This is a genomic window from Bradyrhizobium sp. BR 10289, assembly GCF_019455385.1.
Lineage (GTDB): Bacteria > Pseudomonadota > Alphaproteobacteria > Rhizobiales > Xanthobacteraceae > Bradyrhizobium.
Genome location: NZ_JACOFR010000009.1, coordinates 192,970 through 213,329, shown reverse-complemented (window position 1 = coordinate 213,329; position 20,360 = coordinate 192,970). Strand labels below are relative to the sequence as shown.

The window sequence follows — 20,360 nt, the reverse complement described above, 5'->3', positions numbered from 1 at the left end:
CATGCGCAAGCTCTCCCGCCTGTCCCGCTTCAACATCGCCTCGCTCGCGTTGGGGCTGGCGTTCCTCTATTTGCCGATCCTCATCCTCGTCATCTATTCCTTCAACGCCTCGCGGCTGGTGACGGTGTGGGGCGGCTGGTCGCTGCGCTGGTATCACGAGTTCTTTGGCGACCGCGCCATGATCGAGGCGGCCTGGATGAGTTTTCGCGTCGCGGTCTCCTCCGCGAGCATCGCCACGCTGCTCGGCACGCTCGCCGCCGTCGCGCTGTCGCGCGGCGAGGGCTTTCGTGGCCGCACCCTGTTCTCCGGCATGCTCTATGCGCCGCTGGTGATGCCGGAAGTGATCACCGGCCTGTCGCTGCTGCTGCTGTTCGTGGCGCTGAACGCCGAGCGCGGCTTCTGGACGGTGACGATCGCCCACACCACGCTGACCATGTGCTTCGTCGCTGTCGTGGTGCAGTCCCGCCTCGGCTCGCTCGACCGCTCGCTGGAGGAGGCGGCAATGGACCTCGGCTGCAACCCGGTGCGGGCGTTCGTTGCCGTGACGCTGCCGCTGATTGCGCCCGCGATCGTCGCCGGCTGGATGCTGGCTTTCACGCTGTCGCTCGACGATCTCGTGATCGCGAGCTTCACCACCGGCCCGGGCTCGGCGACGCTGCCGATCCGGATCTATTCCGAGGTGCGGCTGGGCGTGAAGCCCGAGATCAATGCGATCTGCACGCTGGTGATCGGCCTGATCGCTGGCGTCATCGTGATTGCTTCGCTCGCTTCGAAACTGTCGAGCTCGCAGGCCGAGAGCGCGGCGCCGCTATAGGCGTTGGTGAGGCGAACCGCGCACGGATCGCATCGTGCACCGCAGCGCCGAGTTGCCGCAGCGCCAAGGCATCGAGCGGAAACTCCAGGAGGATGTGTATCAGGCTCACCGCCAGCAGCAAGGTGAAGCCGAGCGCGTAATCGTAAAAGTACAGTGCGGTGGAGGCTGCGCTGGCGGCGGCCATTGCAGCCAGCCGCGGCTTCGGCACCGCGGCCCAGCGGATCACGTCGGCTTTGATGAACCAGTTGAGATAGTGGTAGGTGTAGACGAAGGCGAGCAGGCTCGTCAGCCTGGTGTCGAGCACGAGACTTGGCACGCCGAACAACCGGCCCAGCGCCGGTCCGACATTGCCCAAGTAGTCTTGCGCGGCGCGGGCGAAGCTTGCGATGCGGATGTCTGCCGTCGGCGGCAGCAGCAGGATCGTCGCGATCGCGGCAAGGTAGACCACCACCAGTGCGGCCTGAGCGCGGCTGCCGGACCGGTGGGCACCCAGCACCATGAAGACCAGCGTAAACAGCGAGACGTGTATGAGGGTCGGGATCAGGACTCCGATGACGGCAAGCGAGGAGCCGCTCGAATACATCATCGCCGACAGCGCGATCGCCACCATGAACAGCAGCATGCTTTCGACCGCCGAATTTGTCGCCGCCAGCATGGCGCAGGCCACCAGTGCGCTCCACATCGCAAAGCCGAACCACGAAGCGTTGTCGGTCAGTGCCGCGATCACGGCGATGATCGCGAGGGCCGCCGCGATCCCGCGGTGGGGCAGGTAGTAGCTGCGATCGTGCAGCCACGAGATCTCGGTGAAGTAGTGCGCCGGGCCAAGCACGACATAGGCCAGTAGCAATAGTTCGAACGGCACCAGATAGGCTGCGGCGAGCGCCAGCAGCATCAGGCCGAGGTGGATCGCGTCGTTGCTGCGCATGATGAAGAGCCCCGTATTGGGGCAGAGGGTAGAGCAGGCGTGGACAATCTTCAATTGTCCACGCCATAGCTCGAACGCCCGGCTTGCGGCGACCTTATGCGTCCTGTCGCGTCAGGACTTCACCGCACCCGCCGTCAGCCCGCCCACCATGTAGCGGCGGAAGGCGTAATAGACCGCGGCCGGCGGCAGCGCATAGATGAAGCCGGTGGTCATCAGTAGCTCCCAGGGCGAATCGTCGGCGGCGAGGAAGTTGCCGAGCGCGACGGGGAGCGTGATCTCGCGGTCGTTCGAGAGCAGCAGGAATGCGTAGAGATATTCGTTCCAGGCCAGCAGCACCGCATAGGTGCCGATCGCGACCAGCGAGGGCATCATCAGCGGCAGATAGACCAGGCGGAAGATCTGCAGCGTCGTGGCGCCGTCCATCACCGCGGCTTCATCCAGCTCCACCGGCAGCTTGTCGGAGGCCTGTTTCAGCACCCAGATCGCGTAAGGCGAGGCGATCGTCACCATCGCCAGGATCAGCGACCAGTGATTGTTGAGCAGCCCGTAATTGCCCATGGTGCGGTACATCGGCACGGCGAGGAACGCGGCAGGGATGAAATAGGTGAAGAGCGCGAGGTTCAGCACCATGCGCCCGCCCGGTACCCTCAGCCGCGAGATCGAGAACGCCGCGGCGGTGGCGATGAACAGCGTCAGCACGCCGACCGCGACTGCGATCAGCGTCGAATTCCAGAACTGCGCGTAGAAGTCGCGCAGGAAATAATGCTGCTGCTTGAACACGATCTCGAAATTGTGCAGCGTCGGATGCTCCGGCCACAGTTTTCCGGAGAACGCGTCCTCCTTCGGAGAAATCGCGAACAGGAACATGTGGTAGATCGGAATCATCGTCCACAGGAAGACGGGAATGCCGATCAGCAGCAGCCGCGCTTCCGTCGCGACGTCACGGAGGGAGGGAAGCTTCATCGCGACAACCGTTTCATCATGAAGTAAACGAGCGGCAGGACGAACGGCATCGCGCAGACGATCGAGGCCATCGCGAGCGAGAGCTGGTCGAGCCGGAGATAGCGGATGCCGAGCGTCGACAGCACATGCGTGAGGTCGGCCGGGCCACCGCCGGTGAGGAGGTAGACGCTGTTGAAGTCGCCGAGCGTCCAGATCATCGAGAGCAGCGTGCAGGTGATGTAGAGCGTCTGCATCGACGGCCAGGTGATGAAGCGGAATTTCTGCCACCAGCTCGCGCCGTCGACCTCGGCTGCCTCGAACAGATCCTGCGCGATGGCGAGGCGTCCGGTGATCAGGATCAGCGTCCAGAACGGCAGCGACTTCCAGATGTGCACGCCGATCGCCATAGTCAGCGCCACCGTCGGGTCGTTCAGCCAGTTCGGGCCGTCTTCGCCGGTGAAGGAGAAGATGAGGTGGTTGATCACGCCCCATTCGGGGTTGAACATGAAGCGCACCGACAGGATGGTCGGGATCGACGGCACCGCCCAGGGCAGGATGAAGATCACCGAGAGCCATTTGATCCAGGTGCGCTGCTGGGCGAAGAAGCCCGACAGGAACAGCGCGATCAGCATCTTGATGTTGATGCCGATGACCAGGAAGATCAGCGTGTTGACCGCGGCGCGCGCGAAGATCGGATCATGATACAGCGCGACGTAATTCGACGGAGCCCGCGCCAGCCAGAGCCCGTAGCAGACGGGATAGACCACGAAGGCCAGGAAAACCAGCAGATAGGGCGCGAGCAGGATAATGCCCCAGACCTGCGCCGGGGTCAGCCGCGATGACAGCGGCGGAGCGGATATTGCCTGATCGCCTGAGAGCGTAATCGCCATTCTTTTCGGACTCTTTGAAAGGACTTCCGGCCGCACGTGGCGGCCGGTGTTAGCGTTTCACCTCTCCCCGCACCAGCGAGGAGAGGAAGAAAGACGACTTAGCCTGCAACCTGCTTGATGCGGGCGATCAGCTCGTCGACGGCCTTGTCGACCGGGACCTTCTCGCTGACGACCCGGTTCATCGCCTTGGCCCAGATGTTCTCGTTGTTGAGGATCGTGAACTTCCAGTTCTTGGTGAAGTCGAACGCGGCGGTGCCACCCTTGAACTGGGCGTACACGGCCTTGCGGTGCTTGTCCGCCTGCCAGAACGGGCTTTCCTGGCTTTCCTTGGTCACGGGGAACCAGCGGCCGAGCGCACCTTCGATGTAGGGACGCACATTGTCTTCCTGCAGCAGGAAGCTGATGAACTGCTTGGCCTCGGCCTTGTTCTTGGCCGCGGTGAAGATCAGCCCGGTCTTGACGTCGGAGCGATATTTGATGGTCGAGCCGTCCGGCGCCTTCGGGAAGGACGCCGTGATGATGTCCTGCTCATAGGCCTTCTTGCCGGCGTCGCGCTGCTCCTGGGTGAGCGCCTGGTTCTGCGAATCCTCGAACCACTTCGCCGCGATCGAGATCGTGAAGTTGTGGGTCATCACGATGGTCTTGTTGTGGAAGGCGACGTTGTTGTCTGGATCCTTCCAGGTCGTGGAGGAGGGCGGCGTGCAACCCTTGATATAGGTGTCGGTGTAATCCTTCAGCGCGCCGATCAGGTTCTCGCGCACCTTGGGATCGTCGACCAGCAGCTTGCCGTCGTCGTCGACCAGCTTGACGTGATAGGCGTCCATGAAGGTGTAGAACGACTGGAACGCGTCGGTGGATTCCACGCCCATCGGCTGGCCGACACCGTAGATGCGCTGGCCGGTGGCCTTACGGATCGCCGGCTGCACCTTGTCGCACCAGAATGTCCAGTAGCCGGCCCAGTCGGTCGGGATGTCCGCGAGCTTGAAGCCGGCCTTCTCCAGCATGTCGTTCCAGATCTCGACATGCATGCTCTGCTGCTTCAGCGGGAAGCCGTAATAGGCCTTCTTCTTGGTGACGTCGTTATAGAGGATCGAAGCGTCCAGCGTGTTCTGCACGAAACGGTCCTTGATCGGCTCCATGACGTCCGTGAGGTCCTCGAGCTTGCCCTCATAGGCCCACTTGCCCTGCGCCTGCACGTCATAGGAATCGGAATAAGCCACATCGGGCACGGTGCCGGCGTCGAGCGCTGCGACCGTCTTCGGAATCATGTCCTGGATCGCGTACTGCGACAATTCGACCTTGATGCCGGTCTTGGCTTCGAACTTCTTGATCGTTTCGAGCAGCGCGTCGTCTTCGGAGCGGTAGAAGCCCTTGCCCCACCAGACCGTAATCGTCTTCTGCTGCGCAAATGCGGGTGCAGCGGCTGCAAACAGCCCGGCCGCAGCGACCGCCAGTGATACTGCGCCAATAACCTTGGATTTCACGTTATTCTCCCTCAAACGGCCGGTGTTTTTAACCGGTCGCATAAAACACTAGCGCAGGATGGTAGCGCAATCAACGCATCTTGTCGGGCTAGGTGTCGCGGGTGTCGGGTCCGAGGAGATGCTTAAGGCGCGCATCAATGCGCTCGCCGCATCAATTCTGGTGTATCAATTCGCGCCCGATCGCGCGGGGCCGGACCATCGACGTCGTCAGTTCGACTTCGAATTGTCCTTGCCGTTCTCCTTGGCGTTTTCCGCCGTCGGCTGGTCTGTCGGCGCGGGACGCTTGCCGGTGCCGGTGATGCGCTCGATCGCCGAACGCACGGCATCGCCGGCCTTGCGGTCCTTGAGCATGTCGAGCAGGGGCGCGGAGGCCGGCGAGCGGCGGATCAGGCTTTCCGGATCGGGGAAGATCAGCGGATCATCCCAGGGGCCCTGCACCACGAAGGGCAATTCGAACCCCGATGCAGAGTTCAGGCTCGCGACGCCCTTCATATCGTATTCGCGCGTCGGCACCGAGGCGGTGCCGGTCATCGTGATCTTGGCCGCGGGCCCTTCGACGCGGATGTCCTCGGCGGTCGCAACGCCGTCGGAGAATTTCACCGCGATGGTGAGGTTATCGTAAGGAGTCGAGCCGTTGCGGAAATTGCCGCCGCCCGACAGCGGCCGCCGCTCCAGCCGCTTCAGCAATTGCTCGGCGTTGAACCCCGAGATCGCGCCGTCATGTCCCGTCACGACGGCGCTGCCGTCGAGCGACTGCACGAGACCGAACGGGCTCGAGCCGGAGGCCAGCAGGGAGACGTTGATGTTGCCGCGGCCGGACAGCTTGTTGAGGCCGAACAGCTCGGAGGCGCAGGCCTGGAGATCGACATCGATGAACTGGAATTGCGCCTTGATGTCGGCAACGGTGTCGGCGCGCGCGATCCCGAACGAGCCCTTGGCGATGCCGCCGTAGACCTGGGCTTCGCCGACCGAGAGCGCCAGTGTGCCGTTGCGCAAATTGGCGCCGATCGCGGTGCGGCCGAGCTTGGTCGGTCCGACCGTCAGCCTGGCTGCCGACAGGCGCATGTCGAGGTCGGTGGTCGAGAGCCCGTTGAGATCGAACAGCTGCCTGTTCCAGTCGCGGGCGCCGCTGGCGAGCAGGCGGAAGGTCGAGATATAGGGGGTGAAGTCGAGCGCGTCGGCGGCCAGTGTCGCCTGCAGCGTCTGCCGTCCATTATTGGCGTAGGTCATGACGCCTTCGGCGGCATTGCCGTCGAGCTCGACATTGACGTTGGTGAGCGCAATCGAGGCGCCCACCACGTTGGCACGCGCCTTTAGCGCGAAGCGGCCGAAGCCGCCGCTGCCGGGCTGCGGCTGGCCGGTCCAGCGCAGCGCGTTGCGCAAGGACGGGCTGTCGATTGTGAGCGTGCCTTCCATCATCGGGCTGGTGCGGTTGGCGACGGTGCCGTCGAAGGCGAGCTTGAGCGGGGCGCTGGCGATCCGCGCCTTCAGGCCGGAACGGTCGCCGGAGAGGGCGGCGACGAAATCGGCAAAGCTGATCGAGCCATCGACGCGCTCGCCGCGCCAGTCGAACTGCCCGGTCGCGGCGAAGGAGCGCGAGATCGAGGGCCAGGCCAGCGACAGGTCGATGTCCTCGAACTTTTCGGTAGCGTGGGTGGCGGCGTCCTCATAATTGAGTACGCCGTCCTGGATCCTGATCTCGGAGAACGACACCTGGCTGTCGGCTCCGGGCTTCATGGTGCGCGCGATGGTCTGGATGAAGGGCGTCCAGTTGCTCTCGCCGTCCGGCTTCAGGCTGACATGGATGCGCGGCCGCAGCAGCGTCAGATCGGCGATCTCGAAGCGCTGCAGCAGCAGCGGCAGCAGGCGCAGATTGGCGGTGAGCACGTCGACATGAAGTGCGGGATCGCTGGTGCCGCCGCCCTTCAGGCCGACGTCATGGAAGGAGATGTAGCTTGCCGGCAGCACCGAGATGTCGATGCTGCCCGCGACATTGAGCTCCAGCCCGGTGACGTCGCGGATCTGGGCCTCGACCGCCGCACGCAGCGCATCGCGGTTGATGAGCCATGAGGCGGCGATCAGGGCGATCAGCACGACGCCGAGCAGCGCCGCGATCGGCGTCCCGAGGCGCTTCATTCCTTGGGCCATGGTCAATGGCATGTCCTGATCGGGTTGGTCGTTGGAGCCAAAAGGGCGGGCCGGGAAACCTGCGCGCCCCGCGCCCAAGATCCTGTCCTAGCCCTGTTATGTTAAGTGCCGCAACTTGATGGGTTTTCTTGACGCTTTCAAGGCCGCGGACGGTCCTGCCCACCGCATGGGCAGCTTCTAGCACCGCCCCGCGCAGCGGAGAACCCCGTATCATTGACGGCTTCGGACCATTTCGCCTAATAATCGGCGCCAATAAGGCGCGACGCCCGCAAGCCCAAGCCTCATTCGAAGGTTTCCTGTATGAACAAGGTCTATCCCGACGCCAAGTCGGCGCTCGACGGCATTCTCAAAGACAACATGATGATCATGTCGGGCGGCTTCGGCCTCTGCGGCATCGCCGAGGAGCTGTCGGACGCGATCCGCGAATCCGGCGTCAAGGGCCTGACGGTGGTCTCCAACAATGCCGGCGTCGACGGCATCGGCCTCAGCCGCCTGCTCGAAACGCGCCAGATCAAGAAGATGATCTCGTCCTATGTCGGTGAGAACAAGCTGTTCGCGCAGCAATTCCTCGCCGGCGAGCTGGAACTCGAATTCAATCCGCAGGGCACGCTGGCCGAGCGCATCCGCGCCGGCGGCGCTGGAATCCCGGCCTTCTACACCAAGACCGGCGTCGGCACGCTGATCGCCGAGGGCAAGGAAGTGAAGGAATTCGACGGAGAGAAGTATCTGATGGAGCGCGGCCTGTTCGCCGACCTCGCCATCGTCCATGCCTGGAAGGGCGACACCGCCGGCAACCTGATCTACCGCAAGACCGCGCGCAACTTTAACCCGATGATGGCGACCGCCGCCAAGATCACGGTGGCCGAGGTCGAGCATCTTGTTCCCGCAGGTGAACTCAACCCTGATCACATCCACACGCCGGGTATTTTCGTGAAGCGCATCGTCGAGGTCGGCACGGCCAAGAAGCGCATCGAATTCCGCAACACCCGCCCGCGCCCGAGCGCATGATCCGGAAAAGTGGAAGCCGGTTTTCCGATCAGATCATGCGCCACTAAAGAATCGACAGGAGCACAATGATGGCCTGGACCCGTGAACAGATGGCTGCGCGCGCCGCGAAGGAATTGCGTGACGGCTATTACGTCAATCTCGGCATCGGCATTCCGACGCTGGTCTCGAACTACATCCCCGACGGCGTCGACGTCTCCTTGCAGAGCGAGAACGGCATGCTCGGCATGGGCCCGTTTCCCTATGAGGGCGAAGAGGACGCCGATCTCATCAACGCCGGCAAGCAGACCGTGAGCGAGCTGCCCTCGACCTCGTATTTCTCGAGCGCGGATTCCTTCGGCATGATCCGCGGCGGCCACATGGACCTGTCGATCCTCGGCGCCATGCAGGTGGCCCAGAACGGCGATCTCGCCAACTGGATGATCCCGGGCAAGATGGTCAAGGGCATGGGCGGCGCGATGGACCTCGTCGCCGGCGTCAAGCGCGTCGTCGTGGTGATGGAGCATTCGGCCAAGGACGGCTCGAAGCTCCTGAAGAAGTGCAATCTGCCGCTGACCGGCGAGCGCGTGGTCGACATGGTCGTCACCGATCTTGCCGTCTTCACCATCGACAAGCACGGCGACGGCGGCATGGCCCTGATCGAGCTCGCCGATGGCGTCACGCTCGACGAGGTCAAGGCCAAGACCGAGGCGGAATTCCGCGTCGCGCTGAAGAACACGTAAGGCATCTCGAATGGGGCGCGCAGGACGATACGGTCTGCGCGTCCCGAAGACGCCGGTTTCATCGCACTCACCATCCTGCGATCGATGCGCGGCTACCGGCCGCGCGGCTGGTTCGACGTCGCGCTCGGCTGGCCCGAGGCGCAGTGCCTCGATTTCATCGCACGCGTCGCGACAGCACGCGCAGTGTCGATGTGGCATGTCTCGCAATTCTTGATTGCAGAGGTCGACGGCAAGCCCGCCGCCGCATTATGTGCGGTGCCGGCAGCCGGCACAGGGCCTGCGGCCTGGCGCGCGATCCAGGAAGTCGGTGCCGAGACGGGGCTCGCAACGTCGGAACTGGAAGCGATCCGCAGGCGTGGCGCTTACACGCGCGCCTGCTGGGTTCAGGGCGGCGAAGGCGACTGGATGATCGAGCATGTCGCAACCGATCCCGCCTATCGCGGCCGTGGCCTGGTGCAGGCCCTGATCGCGCACGCGCTGGAGAAGGGACGAGCGGCCGGCTTCAAACGGGCAACGATATCATTCCTGATCGGCAATGAGCCCGCCGAGCGCGCCTACACCAGGGCCGGTTTTGCCTTCGTGGACGAGAAGCACGATCCCGCCTTCGAGGCGATCATCGGCGCGCCGGGCTTCCGCATGTTTGCGCGGACGATCTAACCCGCTGCGGCGCGCTCTTGCGTTCTCTCGGTATATCACGCCCGCGCACTCCATGCGGACCGGCCTGATCTGCCGGCAGGTCGCCGGCTTGCCGCTGCGGAGCCCGGGTGGCAGTATTGCCTCGTCGAGGGTGAAATCGGACATCACAATGCCGGTGGTCAGGATCTGGGTCTATGAAGGGATTCTCGCCTCCAGCGTCGCTGGCGTGGTCGACGTTTTTACCGCCGCAAACTGGATTGCCGCGAGCCATCGCGCACCGGGCAAGATCTCACCCCTGCAATGGCGCATCGAATCCCTGGACGGCAAGGCCGTTCGGACGGCGTCGGGCCAGCTCATCGATGTTGATGGGGCGATCAGCACTCGCTCGCCGGCAGATGCCCTGATCGTGCCGGGTCCCTTTGTTCCGGACGTCGAACGCTTCCTGCAAAGGAAGGAGGTAGTCACGCCGCTGCTTGCCGCCCTGCGGCGGCAACACCGGCGCGGCGTACTGCTGGCGTCCTATTGCACGGGCAGTTTCCTCCTGGCCGAGGCGGGCCTCCTCGACGGCTCGGTGGCCACGACGCATTGGGCGAAGGGCAAGACGTTCGAGCGCCGTTATCCCGGTATCGAGCTTCGGATCAACGACATCATCACGGAGCAGGACGGCATCATCTGTAGCGGAGCCGTGACGAGCGCGCTCAATCTGGCGCTGCGCATCGTCCAGAAGCTCGTTGGCGCGGAGATCGCTGCGGAAACCGGCAAGCTGATGCTGATCGACAGCAATCGTGTCGCCCAGTCCTCCTATGCGAGCAGGCAGGAGGAGCCGCACTCCGATCCGCTCGTGGCGCGCGCCCAGCGCTGGATGGAAAAGTCGCTCCAGCGCGGCTTCAGCCTTGGCGAACTCGCGCGTCAGCTGGCCGTCAGCGAGCGGACCCTGAACCGGCGCTTCAAGCGGGCCACGGGCAAGGCGCCGCTGCATTACCTGCAGACCCTGCGGATCGACGTCGCCAAACGGCTTCTGGAAAACAGGGAGCTGACGATGGACGCCGTGAGCCAGCGCGTCGGTTATGGCGATCTTTCGACGTTTCGGCGTCTGTTCAGGCGCGAAACCGGCCTCTCGCCCGGCGAATACCAGCGGCGCTTTTCACGCCGCCGGCGGGGAGCGGCCTTGGCAGCCTGAGGCTTGTCCGAAATGCCTTCGATAATGGCGATATTGCCTCTGCCGCCCGCAAGCCGTCGAGACCTAGAACTGATCGCAGGCGCCGGACCCCCGGCGCTGCGAAAGGACAAAGGGCTCAACCATGCCAATGATCGATCTGACAATTCCCGAAGGAGCCTTGAAGCCGGAGGCAGAGGCGCGACTGGTTAAGGAGCTCGGCGATATCCTGATCGGGCACGAGGGCTTTGATCCCGCAAATCCGGTGGCGCAAGGCGTCACCGTCGTCTTTCTGCATCGGCCCGCCGCCGTTTTCGTCGCCGGCGCCCGATCACAGAAGCCGCGCTATCGGATCGTGCCTTCCGTTCCCGAGGGACAATATACGGATGCGTCGCGCAAGGCGCTCGTGAAGGATGTCACGGACGCCGTCGTTCGTGCGGAAGGCAACAGCTTCGAGGACGTGGCACCACGCGTCTGGGTCTTTCCAACGGAAGTCGAAGACGGCACCTGGGGCAGTCGCGGCGGCGTTCACCGGACCGCGGATATCCACGCCTTCATCGCCGGTGACCACGCACGCAAGATCGGCGAGGAACGTCTTGCCCGGCGCCGTCACGGCAAGACTATGGCGCTGCTGGAAGGTATGCTGGCTGCGACGCGAAACGCGCAGACGACCGACCGAGCTGTCGCTACGACCTGACGGACCTCGCCTCGCCGGGACGTCCTGAAACGGCCGCGGGCCAAGACGTCTCCTCCCGCACCGGGCGGAGCCGGGATTGGCCGGTGGCCCGCCTTGTGCGGTGTTCACCTTGAATGGGCGGATCGGGACTACAGCAACTGGATCGCAATCCAGACCGTGCCCCACACCGCGAGCGACAGCGCGGCAAAGACGGCGGCCGTGACGGCCAACACGCGCACGAGATGATGGGCGCCAACGGAGGGCGCGGCAGGGACGGGACGGAAATCGTCGAATCGCGGGATATGGCCGCGAATACCGGTGAGCCAAAGAACGAGAGCGAAGGCGAACGACGCCATGGCTTATCTCCAGGAAGCAACGATTAAGCATGATTATCGGCCAAATCGGGCGCTCGGACTTTGAGCGAGCGCAAGGTCGTTGGTCCGGAAACGGGTAATCTAATGCCATCCGGGATTTGCCGCGCCGCTTCGCGGCATCGATTGACGAATGGGCAAGAGATGAGGACTGATCTCGCGGCGAGCTACGGCGAAGAGCGTCTGCCGCGCTACACGAGCTATCCGACCGCGCCGCACTTCTCGAAGGCAGTCGACGCGGATACCTACGCGAGGTGGTTGTCCGAATTGCCCGCGGGCGCCAGCGCGTCCCTTTATCTGCATGTGCCGTTCTGCCGGGAGATGTGCTGGTACTGCGGCTGCCACACCCAGATCGTCCGCCGCGACGAGCTCGTCGCGTCCTATCAGCGGACCCTGTGCCGCGAGATCGCGCATGTTGCCGAGACCATCGGCCGCCGCATCAAGGTCGAGCACATCCATTTCGGCGGCGGCACACCGACCATCATGGCGCCGGAGGCCTTTGCCGGATTGATGGCGGCCATGCGCCATTCGTTCTTCGTGCTGCCCTCGGCCGAGATCGCGGTCGAGATCGATCCGCGGACACTGACATCGGACATGGTCGAGGCGATGCGGCTCGCCGGCGTCAACCGCGCCAGCCTCGGCGTGCAGAGTTTCGACCCGGCCGTGCAGCGCGCGATCAACCGCGTGCAGAGTTTCGAGCAGACGGCCGCCGTCGTCGATAGGCTGAGGCGCGCCGGCATCAAGGGAATCAATTTCGATCTGATCTACGGGCTGCCGCACCAGACCGTCGCCTCGTGCCTGGAGACGGTGCGACGTTCGCTCGAACTCGCACCCGATCGCTTCTCGGTGTTCGGCTACGCTCACGTGCCTGATTTCAAGAAGCACCAGCGCATGATCAACGAGGGGAGCCTGCCCGACGGCCTTGCGCGGCACGACCAGGCCTGCGGAATCGCGAATGCGCTCAAGGAGGCCGGCTACGTCCAGATCGGGCTCGATCATTTCGCGCGCCCGGACGATGCCATGGCCATCGCCTTCGAGGATCGCACGCTGCGGCGCAATTTCCAGGGCTACACCACCGACAAGGGCGAGGTCCTGCTCGGCTTCGGCGCCAGCGCGATCGGGCATTTGCCGCAGGGCTATGTCCAGAACGAGGTGCAAATCGGGCCCTATGCGCAGAGCATCGCGGACGGCCGCCTCGCGACCGCCAAGGGCTATGGCCTCACCGATGACGACCGGCTGCGCGCCGACATCATCGAGCGCATCATGTGCGAGTTCAGCGCCGATCTCGGCGACATCTGCGCGCGCCATGGCGCACGGCCCGAGGCGATGCTGAGTTCGGCGACGCGTCTAAAGCCGCTGATCTCGGACGGCGTGGTGAGGCTGGAGGGCGACCGCCTTGCGGTCGCAAGCGACTCGCGCTTCCTGGTCCGCAGCGTCGCCGCCGCGTTCGATGCGCATCTGGATCCCGGCAAGCAGCTGCATAGCCGGGCGGTGTAGGCTCGCTCCGCCCGTCATTCCGGGACCAGATCGCGTCGCGCTTTCACGCCGCGCTCGCCGACGGCACGCCGCCCGGCTTTGCCGGCGGCCGCACGCCCTTGCGCCATTGCGTGATGGTGCAGCCGAAGCGGCCGCGGAACCAGCGCGCCATCGCGCTCTGCGCGGAGAAGCCGAGCTGCGCGGCGATATCCGCCAGCGGCCGGCCGGGATCGTCGATCAGCTGGATCACGAGATCGGCGCGTTGGGCGTCGAGGATCGCCGAGAAGCTGGTGCCCGCTCCGGCCAGATGCCGGTGGATGGTGCGGCGGGTGCAGGCGAGGTGCTCGGCCACGCGCTCGACGGTGCAGTCGCCGGTGGCGAGCAGGCTGCGCACGACCTCGTCGACCTTGCTCTCCCAGCTCGCCGGGCGCGTCTCGATGGCCTCGATGCGCTTGCGTAAGTAGCTCGCGATCAGCGGATGCGCACTCGGGATCCGGCGCTCCATGTCGTGCGGCGACAGCAGGATCGCATCGTCCCCGGCATTGAAGGTGATGCGGCAGCCGTAGAAATCGCGATAGCGCTTGCGGTCGTGCGGCGGCGGATAATGCAGATGCACCTCCTGCGGCCGCCAGTCGTTGCCGAACAGCGACTGGATGATGCGATGGATGCTGCCGAGCGCCATATCGATCGACTGCCGCGGTGCAGTCGGCCGCCGGCCGCGCAGATGCAGCCTGATGGTCACAGTCTGCTTGTCCCTGATGATGTCGAGCTTCATGCCGTCGTGATGGATAGGGATGAAGCGCGAGAACGCTTCGATGGCTTCGCCCACGGTTGCCTGCTCGCGCACGATCAGGCCGACCGCGCCGAAATTGGTCAGCCCGCCGCGCTCGGCGAGCTGCAGGCCGAAATCTTCGGCCCCGGACTCCGCTGCCGACAATTCGAGCAGGCGACGCAAGGCTGTGACAGCAATGGGCGTATCGGGCCTGTCGAGGACGTTCAGCGGCAATCTGACCTTGCGCATCATCTGCCTGGGGTCGAGCCCGACCGAGCGGGCGACCTCCGGGTAACAGCTCAACCCTGCGCTGCGAATGAGGTCGGTCATGCGACCTGTTCCTGTCGACCATTCCCGCAGATGTCCCGAAATGTAAAGTTTCTGTCCCGATCGGTCAAATCCGGGAACCGGGTGGAACATACATAAGGGAAAGCGAAGCACAGGCGTGAATGCCGTGCTCAAGACGGCGGGGCGCGGTGGGCCCCCGGCCGTCTCTCATCATTTGACCTTTACATTGCTGGATCTGGATTATGCCGGGAAACATGCTTTCCAAGGGTGAGGTATTCGTCATTGACACCGACACCGCCTCCCGCGAACAACTTTTGGCGGCGCTCCAACAGAGCGCCTACGACGTGATTTGCTTCGCCGATGGCGCCTCGCTGCTGTCGGAAGCCAAGGCGCGGATGCCGGCCTGCGTGCTGCTGGAGATGCCGCCGGATCGCTCCGCTCTCGAGGTGCTCAAGCGGTTGCGTGAGGAGAATTGCATGGCGCCGGTGCTGGTGACGTCGGCGAACGGCAGCATCGCCATGGCGGTCGACGCCATCAAGAGCGGCGCCACCGACTTCATCGAAAAGCCGTTCCGTACCCATGACATCGTCGATCGGATCGATGCCGCGATCGACGAAGTCGGCCAGCCCTGCGTGAGCGGGCAGCGCTGGCTGCCCGGCCGCGAACCGCTGACGGGGCGCGAAGGCGACGTGCTCGAGCATCTCGCCGCCGGCCTCACCAATAAGGAGATCGCCCGCCGCATGCATCTCAGTGCGCGCACGGTCGAAGGTTACCGGGCCAGCATTTTGAGGAAGGCCGGCGCCAGGAACCTGACCGACCTGCTTCGCCGCATCTTCGGTCAGGGCGCGCCCACCCACGTCTGAGGCGCCGCGGGACGACGATACGTTCTGCAGCCTTGCTGCCGCCGCAGCGGCGCCCCACGGAAACCCCAATCGAACCAGTTCCTTCCCTGCCGCGTCCAACCATGTTGGCGAGGCATTTTGATCGCGCGTCCGGCTGGCGGCGCGGCGATACGGCAGGAGGGACTTTATGCGCATCACCGCGAGATGTTTGGCAACGACGGGCCTGGTCCTGATGACCGCGGCATTCGCCTCGCCGTCATGGGCCGCCGACGTCGACGCCACATCGGCCATCGACACCGTCACGGTTTATCCCGATGGCGCGACCGTCACGCGTGTGATCGCGATCGACCTCGCCTCCGGTGACTCGACGCTGATCGCGAAGGACTTTCCGCTCTCGCTTGATCCGTCCTCCCTCCGCGTCGAAGGCGAGGCGGGCGCGAAACTCACCATCGGTACGATCGATGCCAAGCCGCCGCGCGCGGCGCCGCCGGTCAACCTGCCCGAGCTCGACAAGCGCATCGAGGCGCTGAAGGATCAGCGCTCCGACCTGCAAGGTGTCATCGATGCGGCGACCGCCCGGCGCAACTTCGCCCAGCGCTTCGCCGAAGCCTCTCCCGCCGGCCTCGGCGACAAGGGTGAAGCGCGTCCGATCACCGAATGGCGCGCAGCCTTTGCCGCCGTCGCCGAGGAAATCGCCGCCGCCGATACCACCATCCGCGACACGGCGCGACAGCAGCGCGAGATCGATCGCCAGATCGTGCAGCTTGAAGCGGATCGCTCCGACAAGCCGGCTCGCAAGCTGGAGGTCCGTATCGATGTCGCTTCGGCAGCAGCGACGAAAGCGACGCTGCGCGTGAGCTATACGGTGCGCAATGCGCGCTGGTTACCGCTGTATGACGCTCGGCTCGACACAGGCGCCAAGGACCGCAAGCCGCAATTGGAGCTGGTTCGCCGCGCGGAAGTCACGCAATCGACCGGCGAAGATTGGTCGAACGTGACGCTTGGCGTCTCGACCGTCCGCATCGGTCGTGGCGGCAGCGCGCCGGAGCTGGGCTCGCTGGTCGCGCAATACCCGCAGGTGCCGAAGCCATTGGCGGCGGGCCAGATGTCGGATAGCGCGCGCTTGCGTTCTGCGTTGGCGCCGGCACCCTCCGCGGAGTCAGCGCAAGCCCAGCGGTTTAAATTCGGCAGCGGAACGAGCTTTGGTGAAGAGCAAGAAGCTACCGCAGAAATCAGCGACTTCCAGGCCACCTTCAAGATCCCCGGTCGCGTCAGCCTCGGCGCTGCCGAGGGCGCCAAGAGCATGCGCATCGCCTCGATGAGCGTGCCCGCTGATCTTGCCGTACGCGCGGCTCCAGTGCAGGACCCCACCGCCTTCCTCGAAGCCAGCTTCAAGCAGACCGACGACACGACGTTGCTGCCGGGCAAGGTCGCGATCTATCGCGACGGCGTCTTCGTCGGCCGCGGCAGGCTCTCGGCCTCGGCCAAGGATGACATCGTCCGGCTCGGCTTCGGTGCCGACGACAAGATCAGAATCGAGCGCGCGGTGCTCAAGCGCAACGAAGGTTCGGCCGGCCTGATCGTGACGACATCGAAGACCGACGAGCGGTCGTTCAAGACGACCGTCCGAAACGGACACGACTTCCCGATCAAGGTCGCGATCGAGGATCAGCTGCCGGTCAGCGAGAGCGAAGACATCGTCGTCGAGATGCTGCCGTCGAGCACCCAGCCGACCGCCAGCAACATCCGCGACAAGCGCGGCGTGCTGGAATGGTCGTTCGATGCCAAGCCCGGCGAGGTCAAGGATATCAACTTCGCCTGGCGCATCCGCTGGCCGAAGGACAAGAGCATGGTGATCGTGCCGGCGGGGTAGTCCTTCACCTCTCCCCGCTTGCGGGGAGAGGTCGGAATGCGCGCATAGCGCGGATTCCGGGTGAGGGGGTACAGGTCTCTCGATAGCCTCGCGTGTGGAGGGAGGCCCCTCACCCCAGCCCTCTCCCCGTAAGAACGGGGCGAGGGAGTCTACCTTCACCGCGGCGGCACCACGGCCCGCATCGACTGCGGCAGCACATAGGGCACGCCGTCCGCCTGTTGCACCACGGCGTCGATCTCGAAAATCTCCCGGATGATCTCGCGCGTGACGATGTCGGCGCGGGGACCGTCGGCGGCAAGCTTGCCGCCGTTCAGCACGATCAGCCGGTCGGCAAAGCGGATCGCGAGGTTGAGGTCGTGCAGGATCGCGACCACGGCCGTGCCGCCCGCTGCGCGGCGGCGCGCGGCTTCGACGAGGTCGATCTGGTGGCGCAGGTCGAGGCTCGAAGTCGGCTCGTCCAGCAGCAGCAGGCCCGGTCCGTGCTCGGCCTCGCCGCAGGCGAGTTGCACCAGCACGCGGGCGAAATGGGCGCGTTGCTGCTCGCCGCCTGATAATGTCGGAAATTGCCGTTCGCGGAATTGCAAAAGCCCGACCTCATCGAGTGCGGCATCGACCAGCGCACCGGCCTCGCGGGCACTGCGCTCGCCTGCGCCCATCAGCACGATCTCCTCGACGGTGAAGGGGAAGGTGACGTTGGCGTGCTGGGACAGCATCGCCCGGCGCGCCGCGAGCTCGCGCGGCGTATAGCCCATGATGTCGCGCTGCTTCAGCCGCACCTCGCCTGCGCTCGGGCGAAGATCGCCGGAGAGCAGCCGCAGCAGCGTCGACTTGCCGGCGCCGTTGGGGCCGATGACGGCGACCATCTCGCCGGCTGCAACCGAAAGGCCGACGCCATCGAGCAGCGTCGCGCGGCCGGCGCGCTTGGTCAAACCGTGCGCTTCGATCACCGCGTTCATAGCGAGGCAAGCCCGCGCTGTCGCAGCAGGATGCCCAGAAAGACCGGCGCGCCTACGGCGGCGGTCAAAATGCCGATCGGCATTTCTGCGGGCGCCACGATGGTGCGCGCCAGCGTGTCGGCGCCGACCATCAGGATGGCGCCTGACAGCACCGAGGCCGGCAGCAGCAGGCGGTGCGCAGGTCCGATGACGAGCCGCAAGAGATGCGGCACGACGATGCCGACAAAGCCGATGACGCCGCTGATCGACACCGCGACGCCGGTCATGGCGGAAACCATCACGATCGAGATCCGCTTGAGGCGCTCGACGTCGACGCCACCATGGAAGGCATCGGCCTCGCCGAGCACCAGCAGGTCGAGGCCGCGCGCTATATAGGCACAGGCGCCAACCCCGATCACGAGGACCGGTGCGAGCACGGCCGCCTTGGTCCAGGTCGCCCCGCTCATCGAGCCCAGCATCCAGAAGGTGATGTCGCGCAGCTGGCGGTCGTCGGCGATGAACACCAGCAAGCCGATGCCGGCATTGGTGATGGCGGTGATGGCGACGCCGGCGAGCAGGAAGATCGCGATCGAGGTGCGCCCGGCGCGGCTGGAGATGCCGTAGAGGATCGCGGTCGTGGCCAGCGAGCCCGCGAAGGCCGCGAGCGGCAGCAGCTCGGTCTGAAGGACGCGCAGCGTCTCGCCGAAGCGCGAATCGGTGAAGACGATCGCGCTTGCGGCCGCCAGCGCGCCGCCGCTGGAGACGCCGACCAACGCAGGATCAGCGAGCGGATTGCGAAACAGGCCCTGCATGATCGCGCCGGCGGCGGCCAGGAGGCCGCCAATCATCGCAGTCGCCGCGATCCGGGGAATGCGGATCGACCACAGCACGAGCTGGTCGCGCGCCGTCATCGCATCGGCAGGCGGAGGGCTCGTGAAGCCGAGCGCGGCAGGTAAACGAGAAAAAGGAATGCCGGCCGCGCCGACCGTCAGTGCGACGATGGCGGTGGTGACGAGCACCACGAGCAGAACGGGGATCGCAATCGACGTGAACCGCCGTCCCGCGCCGACGCGCCGCGCGCTCTGCGCCCCGGTCCCGATTGCCACGGTCATTGCCGGCAATTCGCCGCCGACAGCGCCGATGTGAACGCGCCGCTATCAGCCAATGCCGGATAGAGCTTGACCGAGAGATCGCGCGCGGCTGACGCCGTGCGCGGCCCGAAGCCGAGCAGATAGAGCCCGTCCATCGTAATGAAACTCTTGTTGGCGGCGACCGGCGTCAGCGCAAAGCCGGGATGAGCGTAAACCGCGTCGGGCTGGAGCGAGTCCTTGCCGCGCTCGATCGACAGCACGACGTCGGGCTTTGCGGCCACGATGGCCTCGTCGCCGATGATCTTGTAGCCGTCGTAGTCCTCGACCGCATTGGCGGCGCCGGCGAGCTGGATGATCTCATCGGCCGCGGTCTTGCGGCCGGCGACCATCGCCCGTCCGTTCTGGAGCGACATCACGAACATCACGCGCACCGGTTTCGTCACCTTGGCGCGCAGAGCGCGGAGCTGGGCGAGATCGGCGCCGACGGCAGCGCTGAGGCATTCGGCGCGCGCATCGACGCCCATGACGTGGCCGACCAGCTTGATCTTCTCGATCAGGCCGTCCTCCGAGAAAGTCTCGGGCACCAGCACCAGGGGCACCTTCGCGGTCTCCAGGAGGTCCATGGTCTCGCGCGGGCCCGATCCCTGGATCGCCAGGATCAGCGTCGGATTGAGGCCGAGCACGCCTTCGGCCGAGATCTGCCGCATGTAGCCGACATTGGGTTTGTCGTGCAGCGCCGCCGCCGGATAAAGGCTCGTGGTGTCGACGCCGACCAGCCGGCTCTCGAGGCCGAGCGCATAGAGGATCTCGGTGATGGCGCCGCCGATCGAAACCGTCCGGGCAAAATCGGCAACGGTGACGTCGCGATTGCGCGCGTCATGCACGGTGATAGCGGCGGCGTGCGCGGCGGATGAGAACGCAATGGTGCCTGATAGCAGCAGCTTTGCGAGGGTGCGGCAAAATGTCATTGCAAGCTACTTCGTCAGGATCAGCTTGTTCTGCGACGTGAGGCGAAGGCGATAGCTGTCCTCGCCATGCGCGATGATGATCTCGCGCTCGGCCGCAAACAGCTCGCGGCTGTCGATCCGGCTCCCGCGCATGGTGAGAGTTCGCGTTGTTGCAGAAGGGCTTTGCGTCGGCCCTGCTGCGTCGCCGTGGTTGTCTCCGGACGCTGCTGACATAGTGAGTGTGATGCGCTTTCGAAAATTCAGATGCTGCCTGTATGTACAGGCGGCATCGGGCGCATTCCAACGGCGGCGATTTACAATTGATATAAACTGCAACCTTGCGACATTGACCGCCTGAGTGTTGCCA

Annotated in this window: 20 protein-coding genes; 9 read left to right on the top strand and 11 right to left on the bottom strand. The window is 64.9% G+C overall.

Annotation, left to right across the window (positions count from 1 at the left end; genetic code table 11):
• The first annotated feature begins 1 nt into the window (after window position 1).
• Window positions 2-814, top strand: a complete 813-nt coding sequence (locus HYH08_RS17895; RefSeq protein ID WP_220011112.1) for an ABC transporter permease — start codon at window positions 2-4, stop codon at window positions 812-814.
• Here the strand turns inward: HYH08_RS17895 and HYH08_RS17890 are convergent.
• The 5 genes from HYH08_RS17890 to HYH08_RS17870 form a co-directional block, all read right to left on the bottom strand.
• Entirely contained in the window at window positions 747-1,739 is a 993-nt protein-coding gene (locus HYH08_RS17890) for a hypothetical protein (protein WP_220011111.1), read from the bottom strand. The two genes, HYH08_RS17895 and HYH08_RS17890, sit on opposite strands and share 68 nt — an antisense overlap.
• A gap of 111 nt (window positions 1,740-1,850) precedes the next feature.
• Entirely contained in the window at window positions 1,851-2,702 is an 852-nt protein-coding gene (locus tag HYH08_RS17885; RefSeq protein ID WP_220011110.1) for a carbohydrate ABC transporter permease, read from the bottom strand.
• On the bottom strand, window positions 2,699-3,571 hold the full coding sequence (locus HYH08_RS17880) for a carbohydrate ABC transporter permease (RefSeq protein WP_220011109.1): 873 nt from the start codon (window positions 3,569-3,571) through the stop codon (window positions 2,699-2,701). The genes HYH08_RS17885 and HYH08_RS17880 overlap by 4 nt, the downstream gene beginning before the upstream one ends.
• 98 nt (window positions 3,572-3,669) lie before the next feature.
• On the bottom strand, window positions 3,670-5,055 hold the full coding sequence (locus HYH08_RS17875; protein ID WP_220011108.1) for an ABC transporter substrate-binding protein: 1,386 nt from the start codon (window positions 5,053-5,055) through the stop codon (window positions 3,670-3,672).
• Window positions 5,056-5,262: 207 nt separating this feature from the next.
• Entirely contained in the window at window positions 5,263-7,203 is a 1,941-nt protein-coding gene (locus HYH08_RS17870) for an AsmA family protein (RefSeq protein WP_220011158.1), read from the bottom strand.
• Between the two features lie 300 nt (window positions 7,204-7,503).
• Here HYH08_RS17870 and HYH08_RS17865 point away from each other — a divergent pair, with 300 nt between their 5' ends.
• The 5 genes from HYH08_RS17865 to HYH08_RS17845 all read left to right on the top strand — a co-directional run bounded on the left by HYH08_RS17865 (window position 7,504) and on the right by HYH08_RS17845 (window position 11,419).
• The gene (locus HYH08_RS17865; RefSeq protein WP_028178645.1) at window positions 7,504-8,211 is read left to right on the top strand and encodes a CoA transferase subunit A; all 708 of its coding nucleotides are present in this window, start codon (window positions 7,504-7,506) and stop codon (window positions 8,209-8,211) included.
• A gap of 68 nt (window positions 8,212-8,279) precedes the next feature.
• Complete coding sequence (locus tag HYH08_RS17860) at window positions 8,280-8,930, top strand: CoA transferase subunit B (protein WP_100176475.1); 651 nt, start codon at window positions 8,280-8,282, stop codon at window positions 8,928-8,930.
• A gap of 84 nt (window positions 8,931-9,014) precedes the next feature.
• The gene (locus HYH08_RS17855; RefSeq protein ID WP_220011107.1) at window positions 9,015-9,587 is read left to right on the top strand and encodes a GNAT family N-acetyltransferase; all 573 of its coding nucleotides are present in this window, start codon (window positions 9,015-9,017) and stop codon (window positions 9,585-9,587) included.
• Between the two features lie 52 nt (window positions 9,588-9,639).
• The gene (locus tag HYH08_RS17850) at window positions 9,640-10,746 is read left to right on the top strand and encodes a GlxA family transcriptional regulator (RefSeq protein WP_228747895.1); all 1,107 of its coding nucleotides are present in this window, start codon (window positions 9,640-9,642) and stop codon (window positions 10,744-10,746) included.
• 121 nt (window positions 10,747-10,867) lie between these two features.
• Window positions 10,868-11,419: a tautomerase family protein gene (locus tag HYH08_RS17845; protein ID WP_220011106.1), complete on the top strand. Its 552-nt coding sequence runs from the start codon at window positions 10,868-10,870 to the stop codon at window positions 11,417-11,419.
• A gap of 128 nt (window positions 11,420-11,547) precedes the next feature.
• On the opposite strand, the gene HYH08_RS17840 is transcribed toward HYH08_RS17845, so the two are convergent.
• Complete coding sequence (locus HYH08_RS17840; protein WP_220011105.1) at window positions 11,548-11,754, bottom strand: hypothetical protein; 207 nt, start codon at window positions 11,752-11,754, stop codon at window positions 11,548-11,550.
• Between the two features lie 159 nt (window positions 11,755-11,913).
• Here HYH08_RS17840 and hemN point away from each other — a divergent pair, with 159 nt between their 5' ends.
• Complete coding sequence (gene hemN, locus HYH08_RS17835; RefSeq protein WP_220011104.1) at window positions 11,914-13,266, top strand: oxygen-independent coproporphyrinogen III oxidase; 1,353 nt, start codon at window positions 11,914-11,916, stop codon at window positions 13,264-13,266.
• A 43-nt stretch (window positions 13,267-13,309) separates the two neighbouring features.
• Here the strand turns inward: hemN and HYH08_RS17830 are convergent, their stop codons facing one another.
• A complete protein-coding gene (locus tag HYH08_RS17830) occupies window positions 13,310-14,347 on the bottom strand; it encodes an AraC family transcriptional regulator (RefSeq protein ID WP_220011103.1) in 1,038 nt (345 codons plus the stop codon).
• Window positions 14,348-14,547: 200 nt separating this feature from the next.
• Here HYH08_RS17830 and HYH08_RS17825 point away from each other — a divergent pair, with 200 nt between their 5' ends.
• Together HYH08_RS17825 and HYH08_RS17820 are read left to right on the top strand one after the other, a co-directional pair.
• Window positions 14,548-15,168: a response regulator transcription factor gene (locus HYH08_RS17825; RefSeq protein WP_220011102.1), complete on the top strand. Its 621-nt coding sequence runs from the start codon at window positions 14,548-14,550 to the stop codon at window positions 15,166-15,168.
• A gap of 166 nt (window positions 15,169-15,334) precedes the next feature.
• Window positions 15,335-17,020, top strand: coding sequence for a mucoidy inhibitor MuiA family protein (locus HYH08_RS17820; protein ID WP_220011101.1), 1,686 nt, complete (start codon window positions 15,335-15,337; stop codon window positions 17,018-17,020).
• A 155-nt stretch (window positions 17,021-17,175) separates the two neighbouring features.
• Here the strand turns inward: HYH08_RS17820 and HYH08_RS17815 are convergent, their stop codons facing one another.
• The 4 genes from HYH08_RS17815 to HYH08_RS37490 are packed head-to-tail and all read right to left on the bottom strand — an operon-like array spanning window position 17,176 to window position 20,227.
• Window positions 17,176-17,976 carry a heme ABC transporter ATP-binding protein gene (locus HYH08_RS17815; RefSeq protein ID WP_220011100.1) on the bottom strand — a complete coding sequence of 267 codons (801 nt, stop codon included), beginning with the start codon at window positions 17,974-17,976 and terminating at the stop codon, window positions 17,176-17,178.
• Entirely contained in the window at window positions 17,973-19,067 is a 1,095-nt protein-coding gene (locus HYH08_RS17810; RefSeq protein ID WP_220011099.1) for a FecCD family ABC transporter permease, read from the bottom strand. Before HYH08_RS17810 ends, HYH08_RS17815 begins: the two co-directional genes overlap by 4 nt.
• Entirely contained in the window at window positions 19,064-20,014 is a 951-nt protein-coding gene (locus tag HYH08_RS17805; RefSeq protein WP_220011098.1) for a heme/hemin ABC transporter substrate-binding protein, read from the bottom strand. Before HYH08_RS17805 ends, HYH08_RS17810 begins: the two co-directional genes overlap by 4 nt.
• Before the next feature lie 6 nt (window positions 20,015-20,020).
• A complete protein-coding gene (locus HYH08_RS37490) occupies window positions 20,021-20,227 on the bottom strand; it encodes a hemin uptake protein HemP (protein ID WP_092034653.1) in 207 nt (68 codons plus the stop codon).
• Window positions 20,228-20,360 lie beyond the last annotated feature (133 nt).